Origin of the sequence: Bacillus cereus group sp. Bc031, from assembly GCF_027716265.1 — a bacterium.
In the GTDB taxonomy this organism is placed as follows: domain Bacteria; phylum Bacillota; class Bacilli; order Bacillales; family Bacillaceae_G; genus Bacillus_A; species Bacillus_A paranthracis.
This window is the reverse complement of record NZ_JAQFUL010000015.1, coordinates 43,667-62,484: the sequence shown is the minus strand read 5'-3', so window position 1 is coordinate 62,484 and position 18,818 is coordinate 43,667. Positions and strand designations below refer to the sequence as shown.

Below are 18,818 nucleotides of genomic sequence, written 5' to 3'. Positions count from 1 at the left end.
AGTTGTATATTTCATAATGAAGGAGGAGGGAAACGATGGAGTTAACAATTTCGTATTCGCAATTAATGTTGATGAACTATGACGGTGATCAGCCTTACGTTGACTGGACGGATGAAGATTTTGAGAGAGGTTATGCGAAGACGGATGGAACTGTTATTTTTGAAGCACTTTCTGATTATACTTGTGAAGTAAAAGTGACCCCAGGGAAACATATTGAGAAAGAAGAAGTAATTAGAACGGTTACAGTTCCTTTTACAGTTGAAAATGAATGTATCGTTGTAACAAGTATTCTTTCAAATAAATTTCAAATTCCTATTCCAAATGGAGAGTATACGGTTGTATTACAGGCAACACCCCTTGAAGAACCAACGGATGATGAATTATATAAAATACAATATGAATTCTTTTTTGAAAGTAAAGAATAAAGAATGGGGTATTCTCAAAAAGGATACCCCATTTTTATTATGCGTTTGTTTTTAGCAAGGAACGAGCGTCTTTTGCCGCTTGCACCATGTGCTCTAAAGCTGGAATAACTTCTTCTGTTCTTCTCGTTTTTAAACCACAATCAGGATTAATCCAGAAATATTTAGGATCGCATACTTTTAAAGATTGTTCTACGATTTTATACATTTCATCTTTACTTGGTACACGTGGGCTATGAATATCATATACACCTAGACCGATGCCTTTTTCATATGTTGTATGTTTTAATGTATCAATAAATTCACCGTGACTTCTTGATGTTTCGATAGAAATCACATCTGCATCTAATGCGCGAATCGCATCAACGATATCTTCGAAGTTACTGTAACACATATGAGTATGAATTTGTGTTTCATTTGCTACAGATGAAGTGGCTAAAAGGAAGGATTGTACTGCCCATGTAATATAAGCGTCCCAATCTTTTTCTTTTAGTGGCATTCCTTCACGAAGTGCTGGCTCATCGACTTGAATTACTCGAATTCCGGAAGATTCAAGTAGTTCAATTTCATGACGAAGAGCTAATGCAATTTGATATGAAACTTCTTTTCTTGGAATGTCATTTCGAACGAAGGACCAATTTAAAATCGTAACAGGTCCAGTTAACATGCCTTTTACAACTTTCTCTGTTAAGCTTTGTGCATAAACAGTTTCCTTAATAGTCATTCCGTTAATAAAGGCTACATCACCATAAATAACAGGTGGTTTTACGCAGCGGGAACCGTATGATTGCACCCAACCGTTTTTAGTGAATGAGAAACCAGCAAGGCGTTCACCAAAATATTCGACCATGTCAGTTCTTTCAAACTCACCATGTACAAGAACATCAAGACCAATTTCTTCTTGGTAACGAATCCATTTTTCTGTCTCTTTTTCAATAAATTGTTCATATTGTTCATTTGAAATAACACCGTTACGCCATTCTTTTCGCGTTTGGCGAACTTCAGTTGTTTGCGGGAAGCTACCGATAGTTGTTGTTGGTAACAACGGTAACTTCAAAGCAACTTGTTGCAATTCATATCGTTTTTCAAATGGAAGAGGTCGTGAAAAATCTTCTTCTTTTAGTGCTGTTCGTGCTGCTTTGACATCTTCTCGGTTACGTGCAGCAGATGAACGAATTGTATGATGTACATTTCGATATGTTTCCAGCTCATTACGAATGCTTTCTGTACCTTGAGTTAGAGCGGAATGAATAAGAACTAACTCTTCTAATTTTTGATTTGCAAATGCCAACGCGTCAAATAGCTCAGTCGATAAGTGAGTTTCTTCTGTTTTATCGATTGGCGTATGCAATAAGCTACAAGAAGGCTGAACGATGAAGTTTTTCGTTTGGACTTGTTTTTGTAACGTTGTAAATAACGTAAGAACTTCATCAAGATCGGCTCTCCAAATGTTACGGCCATCTATACAACCAACAGCTAAAGTTTTATCAGCTGGGAATCCATATTTTGAAATAGCATGTAGATTACCTTCTTTACCATGAATGAAATCTAATCCAATATTTGATACTGGGAATGTAATGATTTCTTCATAGTTTTCTTCTACACTATCAAAATATGTTTGTAAAAGAAGATTCGCATTTGGAACTTCTTTACGAATAGCTTCATAAATTTCTTTTGCTTGTTGAACTTCTTCTTTCGTTAAAGAAGCGAAAATCGGTTCATCAACTTGAATGATTTGTGCACCAGCTGCATGTAGTTCTGAAAGCAGTTGTACGTAAGGTGCAACTAACTGTTTTAAAATAGTAGCAAATTGCTCTTGTGTATAGCCTTTAGCTAATTTCAAGAAAGTATATGGTCCTAAAATAACAGGTTTTCCATCTACTCCTAATTCTTGTTTTGCCTCTTCGTATAAGCGAAGTGGACGATTATCTTTTAAAGAGATTTGTAATCCCTCTTCATATTCTGGAACGATATAATGATAGTTTGTGTTAAACCATTTTGTCATTTCGGAAGCTACGTGATCTTTAGAGCCACGCGCCATTGCGAAATATACATCAAGGTAAGATGTAAACTGAGAAAAACGTGATGGGATAAATCCTAGCATATAAGCAGTATCCAAAACGTGATCGTAATATGTAAAGTCGCCAATTGGAATAAGTTCAATCCCTTTTTCTTGCTGTGCTTTAACGTGTTGAAGACGAATTTCTTTCATTGTTGTTAAAAATTGTTCTTCATCAATTTTATTAGACCAAAAAGCTTCCAATGTTTTTTTCCACTCTCGTTGTAGTCCGATACGTGGATAACCTAAGTTACTTGTTTGAATTGCCATTTCAAATTCCTCCCTAATTGAAAGTAAGCATTTCCGTTTACTAGGAAATACCTATAACAAAAAGCATATAGGCATAGAAAATAAGCCTTCCTTTTTGTTTTAACACCTCATCATCATCCGTGAATCTATCAGTGTTGTTAAAACAGGCAGGTCTCCTGACTTATGCTTCATATGATTTCTTTCACCTTCCCGTTTTCACAGTGGCATTAAAAAGAAATCTCAGCATTTACAGTGGCGGGACCGTGTTGGAGTTTCACCAAGCTTCCCTTTTAAACACGAAACAAACTGTTCGTGTACCCATTTTCCTTTTGAAAGGAATTTAACAAGCGATATGATATTGAAACAAATTCTAACACAATTTTTGGAATTTTGTCTACTGTTTTGAAATAAGAAAATTCTAAAGTTTTTTATTTTAATTATTTGTATTTTTCTGATTTTTTAGAGTGAAGAAACATGAGGAAAATTGAAATAAAGTGCAATTAAATTTATAAAGAAATGGGTACCTATACATACATAAGATGCCAGTTATGTTATTAAATAATTGGTTTATCTTATATAGAAAATTAAACAAGCATAACCCCAACCTAAATTAGAATGGGGTTATACTTGTTTTAGACTTTGAAATAAAATAACTATATTGTCATTTTACAGTTTCTATTTTAAAAGTTTAATCCGTATCTATATCAATTTCTGAAAGTCGCCCGGCAACAGCATCTGCAAGAAGGGTGTTTAACCATTGCAATTCGACTGTAATATGTTCAATAACGCTTTGCAAAATATATCGCTGTGCACGTGGGATGTGTCCTTTGCTACTATCATATATAGTTTGCATATTATGTAAATATTGAATGGTGTCATTTTTCTTTTTTTCTAAAATAGGAACTAACTCTTCATCATTACCAAAATGAGTGAAAGAGAGTGCCGAATAAATCGGTTTATATATTTGATTTTTTGCCTCGAATTGTTTTAATAGTAATGTGTGAAATAACCGCTTACCTTCGTCTGTTATATGAAAAATTGTTTTATCTGGTCTATTTGTATCTCGAACAATAGTTGTAACACGAATTGCCCCTTGTTTTTCTAATTGCTCAAAGGCATAGTAAAGTGATCCTTTTGCATATTTAATGTAACAGTCCATTTGTCGTTCTTTCATTATGTGCTGCACTTCATATGGATGTTTATCTCCTTCGAGTAGTAAGCCGAGAATGACTAATTTCATGCTCATGCTGTCTCAACTGCTACTAAAAATATAGACAAATGTATATTCTTAGAGTATTCCTGCTTCTACGTGCCCTGCCTTGCTAATCACTTGCTACTACAGTTTGCTGTGACACTCCACAGGCGTAAATTCCGATGTAGCCCACCGTACATATATACAAACTATTTACGTTAGTATTGTATATTCTTTTGCTTGTAAAAGGTTGATCGCTGCGTTCAAATCTCTATCCATTACATTGCCACATTCACATGTATATACTCGGTCAGATAGCTTTAAATCCGCTTTCTTTTGACTGCAACATGAGCATAACTTTGACGATGGATAAAACCGGTCTACTTGACGTAATTCAATTCCATATTCCTCACATTTCGTCAAAAGCCACGTTTTAAAAGTAAAAAAAGACTGCTTGGCAATTGTTTTAGATAAATGTTTATTCTTCATCATACCTTTCACATTCAAATCTTCCACTGTAATAAACGTTGGTTTGGTTTTCACCACATTCGTTACAATAGACTTTACATATTCTATTCGAATATTCGCTAATCGAGCATGCAACTTTTGCACTCTAAGAACATTTTTATCTATATTCACTCTTTTATTAGTAACAGATTTTTCACCTCTTTTTTTTAGATTTTCAAATTTACGTGCTAAAGAGCGTTGTTCACGTTTTAACCGTTTTTCTATCTTTTTTACTTTTATTGTTTTGTTGATGTTTTCATGAACGATACCATCGCTACGTGTAGCAAAATCCTTCACTCCTAAATCAATCCCTAGACCTATTTTATTGAGTGCTAACTTTGTTGCCATTTCTTCCAATTCGCAAAGTACAGATACAAAATATCTTCCTTTTGGGTTTCGGTAAGCAGTTAAAACACCTTGATTGTCCCACCTTTGCAATGTCTTAACAGAGACATTAAGCATTTCTGAAAATTCTTTTGGTTTATATTGTTTCATAATTACTTTTTTGCTATATATGCACACTTTTGTCTATGTTTTTGTTTACTGTTTCTTTCTCCTGTATATAGAAACTTGATCCCGATTGGTGAGGGATAATAACCAGTAGGAATGGTTCCTTACTGATCAAAGATTTACTTTATATATTATAAACGGCATACCCTTTTTCATAAAGGGTATGCCGTTTCTTTTTTCTATACTAACTTACCTGCTTTTGTTTTTGTTTCGTTTTTGGTCCTGTAAAAAGACGCTCATTTCCCATAAGTAAAATGCAAATAATACTTAGTACAGCCGGGATCAGTGCCCAGAAGAATGTACTGGCAATAGATGTAGCTAGAGCTTCTTTAATACCAGTTAATATTTCAGTTGGTATTTTATCGGTAGCACCTGGTGATAATAAGAAACTTGTGTCTCCACCCTTTGGAGCTAATTTTGCTAGTTCAGGTGGGAAGAGAGTGTTTAGTTTATCTGTAAAAATATGATTTTGAATTGTACCGAAAATTGTTACACCAAGAGTCATACCGAGTGAACGGAAAAATGAGTTTGTTGATGTAGCAGAACCACGGTCTCTCATTTCTAATTTGTGAATCGAAGACATACTTAAAACTGAGAATGAGAAACCAACACCAAGTCCAGCGAGAACCATAAATAGTGTTACGAGTAGGCGAGGTGTGTCCATTGTTAAAGTGCTTAGTAAATAAATGCCAAGAACGAAGAAAACGCCAGATGCCATCATAATGTTACGATAACTTGTTCGAGAAGCTAACTGTCCACCCGTTTGACTTCCAATTACAGAGCCAATCATCATAGGTGTTAAAATTAATCCAGCATTTGAGGCTGAACCACCGAGAACACCTTGAACGAAGATTGGGATATAAACTGTACAGATGATAAAAGCGGCACCATAGAAAAAGGCAACACCTTGGCTAGCTGCGAATAAAGGTTTTTTAAATAGATGGAAAGAAATGATAGGCTCGGTTGCTTTTCGTTCTACGAAGAAGAAAATAATAAGCATAATAACAACTGTTGTAAATAAGCCGATAATCACAGTGGAATCCCATGCGTATTCTTTACCACCAAGTTCTAATGCGAACATTAAGCAAACGATACTAATAACAAGTGTAATAGCGCCAGCCCAATCAATTTTTTGTTTTCTAAATTCTAGAGATTCACTATAATATTTCGTAATGAAGAAGAAGGAGATAAGTCCTAATGGAATATTAATATAGAAGACCCAGTGCCAACTTATATAGTCTGTAATATAAGCACCTAATAAAGGGCCGAATACACTAGATGTTCCGAAAACAGCACCGAATAGCCCTGTCATTTTTCCGCGCTTTTCTGGTGGGAATATGTCGTACATAATAGTGAAGGCGATAGGCATAAGAGCTCCGCCACCAATTCCTTGAATTGCTCTATAAATACTTAATTGCTCAATACTAGATGCTGTTCCACAAAGTGCAGAACCGAACAAGAAAAGAATAAGGCCACCAATATAAAAGCGTTTCCGTCCGTACATATCAGAAAGTTTTCCGAAGATAGGCATTCCTGCCATTGTTGCTACCATATATGCAGACGTGACCCAAACGAACTTGTCAAATCCCCCTAGGTCTCCAACGATTGTTGCCATTGCTGTTGCAACGATTGTATTATCCATTGCCGCCATTAAAATACCAAGTAGTAAACCCGCAACAACAAATTTTGTCTTGCTGGAGTCTTTTTTTGATAATTGAGATTCCAAAGATAATCCTCCTTTAATAATAAGTAAACTATATTAAGTTTTGAGTGCAGCGCATAAAAATTATAAATATATTTTTAAAAATCAATTTACACAAGTGCACTGACAAAGCCATAAAGAATATTATAGTCAAGTTTGACTAAAAGGCAAACTTTTTCTTCCGTCAAAATATTCTGTTGTATGGACAGCGAAAGAGTGAGTAATACTTAGTATTGGTAAAAAGTCAATGAAGGAAATTGTAAAAAAATATTTCAGTAAGAATACCTGCTGTTAACAGATGAAAAATGGTTTTTTCTTTACTTTGTCGAATAGGATAAAAGGAAGAGTAATAACTATATATCGTTTGTAACGAGCTTTATTAATATTGTGTAGAGAGGCAGAATAAGGTCGTATGGATATGATGCATCTGAAATGGGGTGAATATTATTATGAAAATATGGAAACGAATTCCGGATCAAGGAAGGCGTTCAATACCGCTACAACCGGTATTATGGATTGATGGCTCAAAAAAGGAAAATGAATGTCCTAACGTAGCAGTTACATTACAAATCCGTAGTATGTATAAAGAAAAATTTTCATATGAACTGACCTATGATGTAAACGACATACTTATTATTCGAATTGAAGTTGAAAATAAAGGAATGGAAATGATTTCACGAGTTGTAGTAAGTCATATGATTCGAGATTATTTTGCCTATATTCCAAATTCATTAAAGGTTGATAAGGGGATGAGCGAGTTTCTGTTCCAGCTTGTAAGGTGGAGAATCGATAATTTATTACCAAATGAGAAGGTAGAATTAATTTGTAAAATAAAAGCAAATAAAGATAAAGAACTCAAAAACACACTATTTCAGGCTACATATACATTTCAATATAACGGAGTATCATATGGTCCGTTGCAAACAAATGAAGTTGTTGTACGGCAATGATAAAAAGGAACCTGTATGAAAGGTTCCTTTTTGATTCCCTTTTTTGTTCGATCCATATTTACAATAGCGTCGATTTGATTGTATGTAATGAAGTTTACTCCGAAAGAATTAAATAGTAATTTTAGCGACTACAGAAACCCCGATAGTAAACGTATAATATCTGATAGATTTTTCTTTTGTAGCATGTAGGTCACCATATTTCTAAAATGATGCATGGCATATATATGAAATAGAATAGAATAGAAATGGTAGACAAGCTTAAGCGGAAATGTACACTCAATATGTACATTTTTTATTTTGTAGAAAAACATAATTGTTATAGAAACATATATTGGTATAGAAGGGAGGTGAAGTATGAAACATAAAGGGAAAATTAGTGGATTATTACTTGGGAATACAGTGGCAGTTACAGAATGGATTGCGCTTCAGGATGTAATTACAAAACTGGATTCGCGATCATTTTATACCGTCTTTATTATTTATATATTGCAAATGATACTCAGCTATTATTTTGGACATTTGTATGATAAAAAAGCGAGTGGGCGTATGGATACGGAAGTAGGAGGAATGGCAAGTAATGATTTTGTAGTTGATTTTTTTGAGAAAGTAGCTGCTTTATCAGAACGAGATTCTCATAATATTACAGTGTACATTCTTTCTGTGAAAGAATGGAAAGGGCTAAAAGAAACAGTGCAAGAAAAAAAATTGGAGGTGTTAGTACAAAAATTGGAGAGCACGATTGTAAAGACACTTCGTAAAGGCGATGTCGTTACGAAGTGGGATGAAAATAAGTATGTGATTGTGGCGATTGATAACGGACATGAAAAGTCGACAATAACAAACCGATTAATGAAAAATATTGAAAGTGAAATAGAAAATGGTTTGTTAAGTATGACTCTATTATTTGGGGCTGCTAGCTATCCTATAGAAGGAAAAACGTTTGAAGAATTGTTAAGAAAGGCACAAAATCAATTGTACCAGCATAGAAATTTGTAAAAAAATAAGTGAAATTTTGATTTGAAGAAATATGATATGAAGAAGTTTTTATTGTAACATTTTTTTGTAATAAAAGTCTTTAAAAATATATGAAATAGGCATATAATTATGATGGATGTGTCAATGCATTTTGCACAATGTGTTTCATTTTAAAAGTGTAGAGGAAAGTATACTCTACACTTTTCCTTTTTAGGGAATGGCAAGAATAATTGTAAGTTGTTGCAAGATAGCATTTATACTGTGTAAAATGAACGAAGAGATTATTTGATAGAAAGCGGGAAAGGGAATGATAGAATGATAGACGTGTGAGAACAACGAACATCTTTTATCAGGTGAATGATTACTGTTGTTCTTCAAATTATTATGGTTGTGATGAATTCCGTTGTACTTTTGTGTAATACATAATATCAATAGGTTTTAAAAAGTGCCAAGTAAAAGATGGATATGGAACTGCTATTTAGTTCAAAAACGGAAAATGTAATTTCAAGTAATACAATTTGTACAAGCATTATAAACAATATGAATGATTTTCGTGAAAAAGGTGCGAGTGTGGAGTTTATAGAAGGTTATATAATTTCATAGCTTTTTACACGATGATCGTATATAAGTAGGAGGAAAAAGATGTTGAAATATAGTAAATTAGCAATTGTAACTGCATTATCAATGACTTTACTAGCGGGTTGTTTCGGGCCGAAACCAGAAGAGGAATTATATGTTGCATTTGAAAATGCTGCAAAGCAAGAAAAAACAATGTTTGAAGATGCAAAAAAACTTGAAACTTTAGAGAAAGAGGGACAAGAATTATATAACCAGATTGTTCAAGAAGGAAAAGATAATAATCAAACTGTTAAGGAAAAACTAAACCAAGCAGTGAAAAATACAGATGAACGAGAAAAAGTGCTTAAAAAAGAAAAAGAATCTTTAAATAAGGCACAAGAAGAAGTGAAATCGGCAGATACATATGTGAAGAAAATTGAAGATAAGAAATTGAAAGATCAAGCGGATAAAGTGAAAAGCACATATGAGAAACGACATGATTCATTTAACAAAATGTATGATAGCTATAATAAATCGTTAAAACAAGAAAAAGAATTATATACAATGTTACAAGATAAAGGTACGAAATTAAAAGATATTAGTGAAAAAGTAAAAGTAGTAAATCAGTCTTATAAAGATATTGAATCAGAAAAAGACAAGTTTAATGAATTTACGAAGTCTTATAATACAGAAAAAATTGCTTTTTATAAACAAGCAAATATTAAAATTAAAGAAGAGAAAAAATAAAACAGTTTGGCCTACAATTGGCCAAACTGTTTTATTTTTTTGTATAGGTACGACTATACCATGGGACAGGTTCACTTAATTTCTTTTCTTGTTTTAGCGCTTCAGGACCAATATAATCTTGAAGTGTTTTTTTTGCTACTGTTAAAGATAAGGTTGTTTTCGGATTTCGATAGGAGGATTCAAGATGACCGAGATGTGGTAGGATTCGAAAATCTTCTTTTGTAGGAGGAATATGGAAAAAGTAATCACCTAAACGTATAAGAACATCAGATTGTTGTTGGCTAAAACGTGGATTTCTAGAGAAATGTAATCCTTCTTTAATAGCTTTTTTTTCAGTAATTAAGCGTTCTAAAGCTGTCTTTTTTAACCAGTATAAATACTTCGGATTAGTTGCAGCTTTAGCATGACGATTCACAACGAAAATAGATTGAGCTAGTCGATTAATAGAATGTTGGTTTTGTAATTGAGATTGTGGTTGTGAAGGTTTCATATTAAATCTCCTTTCAATTTTTCATTATTATACCATAAGTAAAAGCGATTTTTATTATATGCAAAAAGTGATTGTATATATTTTCAATATTAAAGCAATATTGTTACAAAAAACAACTATTTTGTATAATAGTAATAGAATGTGTTTTAGAAATTTGATAATGAAAGAGTGAGAAGTTTGAAAGAAATATTAAAACAGCAATATGCCATTATAGATATTGGATCTAATACAATGCGTTTAGTTATTTATGAAAAGCAAAACGGAGGTTTTTATAAAGAGATTGAAAATACGAAAGTGGTTGCAAGGTTAAGGAATTACTTAGTCGATGGTGTGTTGATTGAAGAAGGAATAGAGGTATTGTTACAAACATTATTTCAATTTCAAGAAAGTACACGATTCCATCAGTTGCGCCATGTACTTTGTGTTGCAACAGCAACAATTAGGCAGGCTGAGAATCAAGAGGAAATTAAAAAACTTGTTGAAGGACAAACAGACTTTACTCTTAGAGTATTATCAGAATATGAAGAAGCACGTTACGGCTATTTAGCAGTTATGAATTCAACTTCGTTCTCTGAAGGAATTACAGTAGATATTGGTGGAGGAAGTACGGAAGTTACATACTTTCGAAATAGAGAGATTTTAGAGTATCATAGCTTTCCTTTTGGAGCACTTTCTTTAAAGCAGTTTATTAAAGAGGACATACCTACTGAAGAAGAGTTGGAAAAGATTCGAACGTACTTAGAATATCAATTTCGAACATTACCATGGTTAATTGATAAGAAGTTGCCTCTTATTGCAATTGGTGGTAGTGCGAGGAACTTAGTGAAAATTCATCAAAATTTAATTTGTTATCCTATAGCAGGGGTACATTTATATAAGATGAAAGAAGAAGATATTAAAAATGTGAAAGAAGAATTAGAAGCATTGGCGTTCATAGAACTTCAAAAATTGGAAGGATTGGCAAAAGATCGAGCAGATACAATTGTTCCAGCAGTCGAAGTATTTCATACGCTTGTTAATGTTATAGAGGCGCCATCATTTGTATTAAGTAGAAAAGGATTACGAGAAGGTGTTTTCTATGAAGAGTTGACAAAAGATTTGGGGATTTCATATTATCCGAACGTGGTCGAAGAAAGTTTGTATTTATTATCACATGAATATGAAATGGATATGGAATTTGTAATGCAGCTTATTAAACATGGAAGATTGATTTGTCAACAACTTGAACAAACAGGGCTGATTTCTATGTCAGTAAAAGACTGGGAAGTATTCCATCAAGCAGCGAAAGTATTTAATATAGGCAAATATATAGACGAAGAAGCGAGCCGCTTACATACGTTTTATTTATTAGCGAATAAAACAATTGATGGTATGATGCACAAAGAGCGAGTAAGATTAGCGCTTATTGCGTCTTATAAATCAAAAATGTTATTCAAACAACATTTGTCACCATTTGAAGGATGGTTTGATAAAAATGAACAAAAGAAAATTCGCCTTTTAGGGGCTGTTTTACAATTTTCAGCAGCTTTAAATATAAGACAAAGGTCGCTTGTTGAATCAATATCTATAACAGAAAGTAAAGAAGGATTAACATTTGAAATTGTATGTGAACAATCGGCGTTAGCGGAAAAAGTGCAAGCTGAAAAGCAGAAGAAACAGCTAGAAAGAGTATTGAAAACAAATATTAACTTATTATTTAAATTAAAGCATTGAGTTGTACGGATGTCTTTACAAAAAATTTACACTTTATAATATTGTAATTTGCTAAAATGAAAGTAACTAAATTATAGTAAAAAAGTTTCAAGGGGAAGTGTGAAGAGAATGGAATTATCGAAGGGGAATATAGTAAATTTAAATGATACAGCTTATTACAACAATCGAGAGTTAAGTTGGTTAGCATTTAATGAACGTGTACTACAAGAAGCACAAGATGAAACGAATCCACTCTTAGAAAGATTAAAGTTTATTAGCATTTTTAGCTCAAATTTAGATGAATTCTTTATGGTACGCGTGGCAGGATTGAAGGATCAAGTGAGTGCCGGTTTTAACCAACCAGAAAATAAGGCCGGCTTAACACCAAAAAAGCAACTAAATAAAATTGCGATAAAAGCACATGAATTAATGACCGTACAGTATGGTACGTTTAAAAATTATGTGTTGCCAGCGCTGGAGTTAGAGGGGATTGAGCGTTTAACATTCCATGATTTGACGAAAGAACAGAGAGAATTTATAGAAGAGTATTTTGATGAACAAATTTTCCCAGTCTTAACACCTGTTGCTATCGATGCATATCGTCCATTTCCGATGTTATTAAATAAAAGTTTAAATTTAGCTACTCTTTTATATGATGAGAAACAAGTGGAAGAAGAAAACCGCACGAAGTTAGGAATTGTACAAGTTCCTTCACTACTGGAACGTTTCATATTTTTACCGAGTGAAGGACAAAAGCATAAATTTATTTTATTAGAAGACGTAATTAGTAGTTTTACTCATAAATTATTTACAGGATATAAAGTATCATCTGTTACTCGTTTCCGTATTACACGCAATGCGGATTTAACAATTCACGAAGAAGGTGCGAGAGATTTATTAAAGGTAATTGAAAAAGAATTAAAAAAGCGTAAGTGGGGAGCTGCTGTACGTTTAGAAGTTGGCAAAGAGCATATTGATGAAAGAGTATTAGCATTATTATATGAGGTGTTGGAAGTAAAGGATGAAGATGTGTATATAATGGATGGACCGTTAGATTTAACATGTCTATTTTCTTTATATAAAAAACTAGCTCCTTTATATGAGCATCTAGTATATCCGGCTCTTATTCCGCAACGGCCTCAAGACTTAGGGGATGCAGAAGATGTATTTGAAAAAGCGATTGAGCATGATATTTTATTACATCATCCCTTTGAATCGTTTCAGCCAGTAGTTGATTTTGTTCGTGATGCGGCAGACGATCCGAATGTACTTGCAATTAAACAAACATTATATCGAGTAAGTGGGGATTCGCCGATTATTCAGGCGCTAAAGGTAGCGGCTGAAAAAGGGAAGCAAGTGACAGTATTAGTTGAATTAAAGGCAAGATTTGATGAAGAAAATAATGTGCATTGGGCTAAAGAATTAGAACAGGCGGGATGTCATGTTATTTACGGTGTAAGTCATTTGAAAACACATAGTAAAATTACACTAGTTGTAAGAAGAAAAAACGGAAAAATCGAAAGGTTCGTACATCTTGGGACTGGAAATTATAATGATGCAACCGCAAAGCTATATACCGATTTTGGCTATATTACATCGCGAAAAGACTTTGGGGTCGATGCAACAAATTTCTTTAATTATTTGAGTGGTTATACAACAAAACCGCATTTTCATCATTTATCGGTTGCGCCATTTGATATAAGAGAGCAATTTATCGATTTAATAAATGAAGAAATTCGTTATCATAGGCAATATGGAAATGGATATATCATTGCTAAAATGAATTCGTTAACTGATAAACCACTCATTAAAAAAATGTATGAAGCATCACAAGCTGGAGTAAAGGTAGAGCTCATCGTTCGAGGAACATGCTGCCTACGACCTGGTATTCCAAATGTAAGTGAAAATATTCGGGTAGTTAGTGTTGTCGGGAGATATTTAGAACATAGCCGTATTTATTATTTCCATCATAATGGAGAAGAGAAAATATATTTATCTTCAGCTGACTGGATGACAAGAAATATGGAGAAACGTGTAGAAATATCTTTCCCGATATTAGATATTGAAATGAAGGCACGAATTAAGGCGATTTTACAGCTTACTTTAGCTGATAATGTGAAAACACGTGAACAAAATAAAGACGGTGACTATTATTATGTTATTAATAATGGGGCAGAAGAGATTGATAGCCAAGTGAAGTTATTTAAGATGGCGTATCAAAACACAGATGCCGAATAATGAGAATAAAGTAAAAACCTCTTTTTAAAAAGAGGTTTTTACTTTGTTCTCTACTTATTGTATGTTCTCAAAATAGAAGCATGCGTAGAGAGAATAGTTTTTATTGTAAGCATGTTAATGGATTATGAATCGGTTAAGAGAGGGAATAACATTGGTAGAATTGTTGCGGTACATTAATAATAGTATGGCTGTTGACAAGGTCCACCATAACAAGGGTAAGGTGCTGGCGGTGGAAAAGGTGGTGGATATGGTGGGTAATATGGTCTAGGACCGAAAGCTAATGCCCCGCCAAGCAGTCCACCAGCAATACCAGCTAGAAATGGAACTACAAAAAATGGAAAGAAGCGTGAGTCGCCTACTGGACCAATAGGTGCTGAACGGACTGGGATTGGTTGATAATATGGATACATGAACAAACCTCCTTTATTGGACTCACTTTTATCATATGGTAAATGAAACGTGGATGAGCGCGTACAAGAAAGGATATGTAAGAAAATAGGCGAATGATTACGAATGTTGGAGCGTGAAAATCGTAATTTCAGGTTTTGACATAAATCGGAAGGGGACACGAGTTCTTCCGAGGCCTCGGTTGACATAGAGAGCTAAATCTTGGATCGTATAGAAACCTTCTACATAGTTTTTAGCAAGTGCTGGGGTAATAATAGCGCCCAAAAAAGGAATTTGTACTTGTCCGCCATGACTATGACCAGAAAGCTGTAAGTTAACTGGATAGTTAGCGATTTGCGGTGCAATATCTGGTTCGTGAACAAGAACAATGTTATAAGTGTTTTTCCGAGCGCGCTGTAGTGTCTCCTTTATTTTTGGTTTGCCTAATAGTATATCATCAAGACCGAAAATGGAAATCTCACTATTATCCAGCAGACGGATTTTCTTTTCGCTATTTAGTAATAGTTCAAATCCAGATTCACGCATGATGTGTTCGTAGTACTCCGTTCCATATCCGCCGTGATCATGGTTACCATAAATAGAAAATTTACCGAAGGGAGCTTGTATATTTTTTAAAATGGATGCAACGAAAGGAGTGTCAGTATATGTTTGATAATTATCAATGAGATCGCCAGTAAAAAGAACAATGTCGGGTTTTACAGCATTAATTTTAGAAACGATTTTAGATAAATGGTGGAGAGAGAAATAGTATCCGAGATGTAAATCGCTGAATTGAAGAATCTTCATACCATGAAAACTTTTTGGTATGAGTTGTGATTTCAGTGTATGTTCTGTAAAAGAGAGTAGATGAGGCTCAATATATTTAGCGTAATAGTATCCGATGCTAGTCGTTATAAATGAATATAGACAAGTTCGCATTCCAGTTTTTAAAAAATCTCTTCTTGTAATTTTCTTCATAAAAATATGAGTATACCTATTTGACTTATATCATATATGTTCGCTCTATTTACAGGTTACTCAAACCTCCTTTTCAGTTTATTTGAAATATATTTTAAATAATAAAAAAGTAGTATTGATTACGAAAAAACGAATGAAAAGAAATCTCTTTACGTTAAAATATCAGAAAAGTTTAAAAATATAAAGATTTCTATTAAATAAAATGATAAAATGAATGTGTATTCATTTTTTGGAGGGGATATATATGAAAGAAAAAGTAGTTATTATAACAGGTGGATCGAGTGGAATGGGAAAAGGAATGGCGACTCGTTTTGCAAAAGAAGGGGCACGAGTTGTTATTACAGGACGTACAAAGGAAAAACTAGAGGAAACAAAATTGGAAATTGAACAATTTCCAGGACAAATATTACCGGTACAAATGGATGTAAGAAATACGGATGATATTCAGAAAATGATTGAACAGATTGATGAGAAGTTTGGACGAATTGATATTTTAATAAATAATGCAGCTGGAAACTTTATTTGTCCAGCAGAAGATTTATCCGTGAACGGCTGGAATTCGGTTATTAATATTGTGTTAAACGGTACATTTTACTGTAGCCAGGCTGTCGGAAAATATTGGATTGAAAAAGGTATAAAAGGAAATATCATTAACATGGTAGCAACATATGCGTGGGATGCAGGTCCGGGAGTTATTCATTCGGCTGCAGCGAAGGCTGGAGTATTAGCAATGACGAAAACACTCGCTGTTGAGTGGGGACGTAAATATGGAATCCGAGTTAACGCTATTGCGCCAGGACCAATTGAACGTACGGGCGGTGCTGATAAATTATGGATTTCAGAAGAAATGGCTAAGCGTACGATACAAAGTGTTCCGCTTGGAAGACTGGGTACGCCAGAAGAAATTGCAGGTCTAGCTTATTATTTATGTTCAGATGAAGCTGCGTACATAAATGGAACGTGCATGACAATGGATGGAGGACAACATTTACATCAATATTCATTTTAAAAGGGATAAGAAAAATGTGACGGAATTGTGACATATGAAAGAAAAGTGTTTACAAGAGGTCATATATACGTTATATTTAAGACCTCTTTTTTCTTCATAGTAGAATTGCTAATTCCCCTTAGCATTTTACCCCTCTAATCCCTTCAGGAAAACTGAAGGGATTTTTTATTATTTTTCCGTAAATATCATGTTATAATTTTTGAAAAGTAAAGGGAGGGAAGCACGTTGATAGATGCATTAGATGTAATGAGTAACTTGGATAAAGTCCTTCCTTATTATCAAGCAATTTTTAGTGCTGATGAACATACTGTAATTGGATATGAAGTAGTAGGGCGTATTCAAACAGAAGAGGGCATACAAAGTTTAGCTTCTTTCTTTCATGATGACTCTATTCCAAGTGAGTTCCAACTAGAAGCGGATAACATTATAGTAGAAAAAGCTTTAAATCGTTATTTAGAAAGTGATCAAAAACTATTATTATTTATACATCGAAATGCTAACGTATTAATGAACGATGATGATGAAAGTTTGCTTCAACTTTTATTGATGTATGAAAAACAAGGTTTAAATTTGAAAAACATTGTTTTAGAGATTACAGAACATGAATGTAAAGAAGATATAGAGCAATTTAATCATTTGCTTATGTATTATCGTACATATGGTATTCAAATTTCGATTAATAAAGTCGGAACAGGTACAAGTAATTTAGAACGTATTAGCGTGTTAGCACCTGATATTTTAAAAGTAGATTTAACAAATTTAAGGCAAACTGCACTTTTACAATCTTATCAAGATATTTTATATTCTTTATCATTACTTGCTAGAAGAATTGGTGCGACATTGTTATATGAAGAAATAGATGCTTTTTATCAATTACAATATGCATGGAAAAACGGTGGTAGGTACTATCAAGGGAATTATTTGAAAGAATGCTTACCTGATTTTATTGAAACGAACGTTTTGAAAGAACGACTTGGTAATGAGTGTCATCAATTTATTCAACATGAGAAGAAAAAACTACAAAAGATTTATAATTTAACAGAAATGTTACGTGATCGAATTGGCGATGTTTTAGCCAAACAGAAAAAGAATGAAGATATAAATGATTGGTTATTACAATTTAGCCAAAGTGTATCACAATGTAGTTTTCGTATATTTATTTGTAACGAAGATGGTTTCCAACAATCAGGAAACGTTATGAAAAAAGATGGGGAATGGATTGTGATGCCTGAGTATTATATGAAGAACTGGAGTTGGCGCCCGTATTTTCTAGAGAATATTATGAAAATGCGTTTTGAGAATAAGGCAAGACTTTCAGATTTATATGCTGATATTGAAACCGGTGAGATGGTACGAACATTTTCTTTCCCGATTGATGATGAAAACTTTTTATTTATAGATTTATCGTATGAATATTTATATGAAGAAGATGTTTTATTTTAATGCACGAAGAGATTCGTGCATTTTTTGTTTGTTTTTATCATAAATTGGTAATAGTGAAAGTGGTGCCGAAAATGCTGTCTATCGTTGTAAAGATTTTACGAACGAAACCAGCCCTTTCTTTGCATAATCATTGTTACAATGAATACTACAAAGACAAGTTTTCTTAAAAGGAAGGTGAAAAAAATGAGAAAATATGGAATATGGTTAGTTCTATTTGTATGCGTTGCCTTTCTAGTTGGTTATAGTGTTACAACTGTTTTAGGAAAAGAGGAAGTGAAAGTCGATCGGAAAGAAGTGTTTGTAACGATACAAAAAGGCTATGAAAGCCAATTTTCAATTCGTGGGAAGCATTTGCCGATGAATAAGATGATAGAAACGTTATCACCATATTTTACAGAGAATTTCCTTCAAGTATTTACAGATGAAAATAGTAGAAGTGATAAACAAAGTGGTGAATATTTACTTCCAGCAAAAGAAGCGCCATTTTCTTTTAATTCAGAAACGAAAATGTCATATGATGAAGAGCATAAAATTTTATATGTTTATGAGCGGGCGAAAAGTGGACAATATCAAATTGTAACATTGCAAAGAGATCAAGGGAAGTGGAAATTGGCTGGATATCATGAAAGTCAAGAACTTTTAACTGAAATAAAAAGGTTACAACAATTATAAAGTGAAACTTTAATCAGGGGCATATCCCGTTTAATATG

16 protein-coding genes, 1 pseudogene and 1 riboswitch are annotated in these 18,818 nt (G+C 33.5%); of the genes and pseudogenes, 9 read left to right on the top strand and 8 right to left on the bottom strand.

The window, feature by feature from the left end; genetic code table 11:
- Positions 1–35 precede the first annotated feature (35 nt).
- The gene (gene comJ / locus PDQ33_RS08685; RefSeq protein WP_000424017.1) at positions 36–425 is read left to right on the top strand and encodes a competence protein ComJ; all 390 of its coding nucleotides are present in this window, start codon (positions 36–38) and stop codon (positions 423–425) included.
- Between the two features lie 37 nt (positions 426–462).
- On the opposite strand, the gene metE is transcribed toward comJ, so the two are convergent.
- The 4 genes from metE to PDQ33_RS08665 form a co-directional block, all read right to left on the bottom strand.
- The gene (metE, locus tag PDQ33_RS08680) at positions 463–2,751 is read right to left on the bottom strand and encodes a 5-methyltetrahydropteroyltriglutamate--homocysteine S-methyltransferase (RefSeq protein WP_001007596.1); all 2,289 of its coding nucleotides are present in this window, start codon (positions 2,749–2,751) and stop codon (positions 463–465) included.
- A gap of 128 nt (positions 2,752–2,879) precedes the next feature.
- A riboswitch (cobalamin riboswitch) is annotated at positions 2,880–3,067 on the bottom strand.
- 351 nt (positions 3,068–3,418) lie between these two features.
- Positions 3,419–3,976: a PadR family transcriptional regulator gene (locus tag PDQ33_RS08675; RefSeq protein WP_002193785.1), complete on the bottom strand. Its 558-nt coding sequence runs from the start codon at positions 3,974–3,976 to the stop codon at positions 3,419–3,421.
- Between the two features lie 159 nt (positions 3,977–4,135).
- Complete coding sequence (locus PDQ33_RS08670) at positions 4,136–4,924, bottom strand: RNA-guided endonuclease TnpB family protein (protein WP_074543989.1); 789 nt, start codon at positions 4,922–4,924, stop codon at positions 4,136–4,138.
- A gap of 199 nt (positions 4,925–5,123) precedes the next feature.
- Positions 5,124–6,665: an MDR family MFS transporter gene (locus PDQ33_RS08665; RefSeq protein ID WP_061132251.1), complete on the bottom strand. Its 1,542-nt coding sequence runs from the start codon at positions 6,663–6,665 to the stop codon at positions 5,124–5,126.
- Positions 6,666–7,090: 425 nt separating this feature from the next.
- Here PDQ33_RS08665 and PDQ33_RS08660 point away from each other — a divergent pair, with 425 nt between their 5' ends.
- Entirely contained in the window at positions 7,091–7,591 is a 501-nt protein-coding gene (locus PDQ33_RS08660) for a hypothetical protein (protein ID WP_000708168.1), read from the top strand.
- Here PDQ33_RS08660 and PDQ33_RS08655 read toward each other — a convergent pair.
- A pseudogene (locus PDQ33_RS08655) lies at positions 7,531–7,776 on the bottom strand (hypothetical protein). The gene PDQ33_RS08660 and the pseudogene PDQ33_RS08655 overlap by 61 nt on opposite strands.
- A gap of 169 nt (positions 7,777–7,945) precedes the next feature.
- Between PDQ33_RS08655 and PDQ33_RS08650 the strand changes: the two are divergent.
- Both PDQ33_RS08650 and PDQ33_RS08645 read left to right on the top strand, forming a co-directional pair.
- Positions 7,946–8,587, top strand: coding sequence for a diguanylate cyclase domain-containing protein (locus tag PDQ33_RS08650; RefSeq protein WP_270755344.1), 642 nt, complete (start codon positions 7,946–7,948; stop codon positions 8,585–8,587).
- 621 nt (positions 8,588–9,208) lie between these two features.
- A complete protein-coding gene (locus PDQ33_RS08645; RefSeq protein WP_061132253.1) occupies positions 9,209–9,871 on the top strand; it encodes a YkyA family protein in 663 nt (220 codons plus the stop codon).
- Between the two features lie 31 nt (positions 9,872–9,902).
- On the opposite strand, the gene PDQ33_RS08640 is transcribed toward PDQ33_RS08645, so the two are convergent.
- Positions 9,903–10,361, bottom strand: coding sequence for a YkyB family protein (locus PDQ33_RS08640; RefSeq protein WP_000804868.1), 459 nt, complete (start codon positions 10,359–10,361; stop codon positions 9,903–9,905).
- A gap of 177 nt (positions 10,362–10,538) precedes the next feature.
- Here PDQ33_RS08640 and PDQ33_RS08635 point away from each other — a divergent pair, with 177 nt between their 5' ends.
- Positions 10,539–12,074 carry a Ppx/GppA family phosphatase gene (locus PDQ33_RS08635; protein ID WP_061132254.1) on the top strand — a complete coding sequence of 512 codons (1,536 nt, stop codon included), beginning with the start codon at positions 10,539–10,541 and terminating at the stop codon, positions 12,072–12,074.
- A 108-nt stretch (positions 12,075–12,182) separates the two neighbouring features.
- The gene (locus PDQ33_RS08630) at positions 12,183–14,291 is read left to right on the top strand and encodes a polyphosphate kinase (protein ID WP_270393535.1); all 2,109 of its coding nucleotides are present in this window, start codon (positions 12,183–12,185) and stop codon (positions 14,289–14,291) included.
- Positions 14,292–14,464: 173 nt separating this feature from the next.
- Here PDQ33_RS08630 and PDQ33_RS08625 read toward each other — a convergent pair whose 3' ends face one another.
- Positions 14,465–14,701: a hypothetical protein gene (locus PDQ33_RS08625; RefSeq protein ID WP_270755340.1), complete on the bottom strand. Its 237-nt coding sequence runs from the start codon at positions 14,699–14,701 to the stop codon at positions 14,465–14,467.
- Positions 14,702–14,798: 97 nt separating this feature from the next.
- A complete protein-coding gene (locus tag PDQ33_RS08620) occupies positions 14,799–15,656 on the bottom strand; it encodes a metallophosphoesterase (RefSeq protein ID WP_000724508.1) in 858 nt (285 codons plus the stop codon).
- 244 nt (positions 15,657–15,900) lie between these two features.
- Between PDQ33_RS08620 and fadH the strand changes: the two genes are divergently transcribed.
- The 3 genes from fadH to PDQ33_RS08605 all read left to right on the top strand — a co-directional run bounded on the left by fadH (position 15,901) and on the right by PDQ33_RS08605 (position 18,780).
- The gene (fadH, locus tag PDQ33_RS08615) at positions 15,901–16,665 is read left to right on the top strand and encodes a 2,4-dienoyl-CoA reductase (protein ID WP_270755337.1); all 765 of its coding nucleotides are present in this window, start codon (positions 15,901–15,903) and stop codon (positions 16,663–16,665) included.
- A 225-nt stretch (positions 16,666–16,890) separates the two neighbouring features.
- A complete protein-coding gene (locus PDQ33_RS08610; protein ID WP_000564304.1) occupies positions 16,891–18,108 on the top strand; it encodes an EAL domain-containing protein in 1,218 nt (405 codons plus the stop codon).
- Between the two features lie 183 nt (positions 18,109–18,291).
- Positions 18,292–18,780: a DUF3993 domain-containing protein gene (locus tag PDQ33_RS08605; protein WP_048557617.1), complete on the top strand. Its 489-nt coding sequence runs from the start codon at positions 18,292–18,294 to the stop codon at positions 18,778–18,780.
- Positions 18,781–18,818: the final 38 nt, after the last annotated feature.

Excerpts from the sequence above, each read along its gene's own strand:
- comJ (WP_000424017.1), top strand. The coding sequence starts at position 36 with ATGGAGTTAACAATTTCGTATTCGCAATTAATGTTGATGAACTATGAC.
- metE (WP_001007596.1), bottom strand. The coding sequence starts at position 2,751 with ATGGCAATTCAAACAAGTAACTTAGGTTATCCACGTATCGGACTACAA.
- PDQ33_RS08675 (WP_002193785.1), bottom strand. The coding sequence starts at position 3,976 with ATGAGCATGAAATTAGTCATTCTCGGCTTACTACTCGAAGGAGATAAA.
- PDQ33_RS08670 (WP_074543989.1), bottom strand. The coding sequence starts at position 4,924 with ATGAAACAATATAAACCAAAAGAATTTTCAGAAATGCTTAATGTCTCT.
- PDQ33_RS08660 (WP_000708168.1), top strand. The coding sequence starts at position 7,091 with ATGAAAATATGGAAACGAATTCCGGATCAAGGAAGGCGTTCAATACCG.
- PDQ33_RS08650 (WP_270755344.1), top strand. The coding sequence starts at position 7,946 with ATGAAACATAAAGGGAAAATTAGTGGATTATTACTTGGGAATACAGTG.
- PDQ33_RS08645 (WP_061132253.1), top strand. The coding sequence starts at position 9,209 with ATGTTGAAATATAGTAAATTAGCAATTGTAACTGCATTATCAATGACT.
- PDQ33_RS08640 (WP_000804868.1), bottom strand. The coding sequence starts at position 10,361 with ATGAAACCTTCACAACCACAATCTCAATTACAAAACCAACATTCTATT.
- PDQ33_RS08630 (WP_270393535.1), top strand. The coding sequence starts at position 12,183 with ATGGAATTATCGAAGGGGAATATAGTAAATTTAAATGATACAGCTTAT.
- PDQ33_RS08625 (WP_270755340.1), bottom strand. The coding sequence starts at position 14,701 with ATGTATCCATATTATCAACCAATCCCAGTCCGTTCAGCACCTATTGGT.
- PDQ33_RS08620 (WP_000724508.1), bottom strand. The coding sequence starts at position 15,656 with ATGAAGAAAATTACAAGAAGAGATTTTTTAAAAACTGGAATGCGAACT.
- fadH (WP_270755337.1), top strand. The coding sequence starts at position 15,901 with ATGAAAGAAAAAGTAGTTATTATAACAGGTGGATCGAGTGGAATGGGA.
- PDQ33_RS08605 (WP_048557617.1), top strand. The coding sequence starts at position 18,292 with ATGAGAAAATATGGAATATGGTTAGTTCTATTTGTATGCGTTGCCTTT.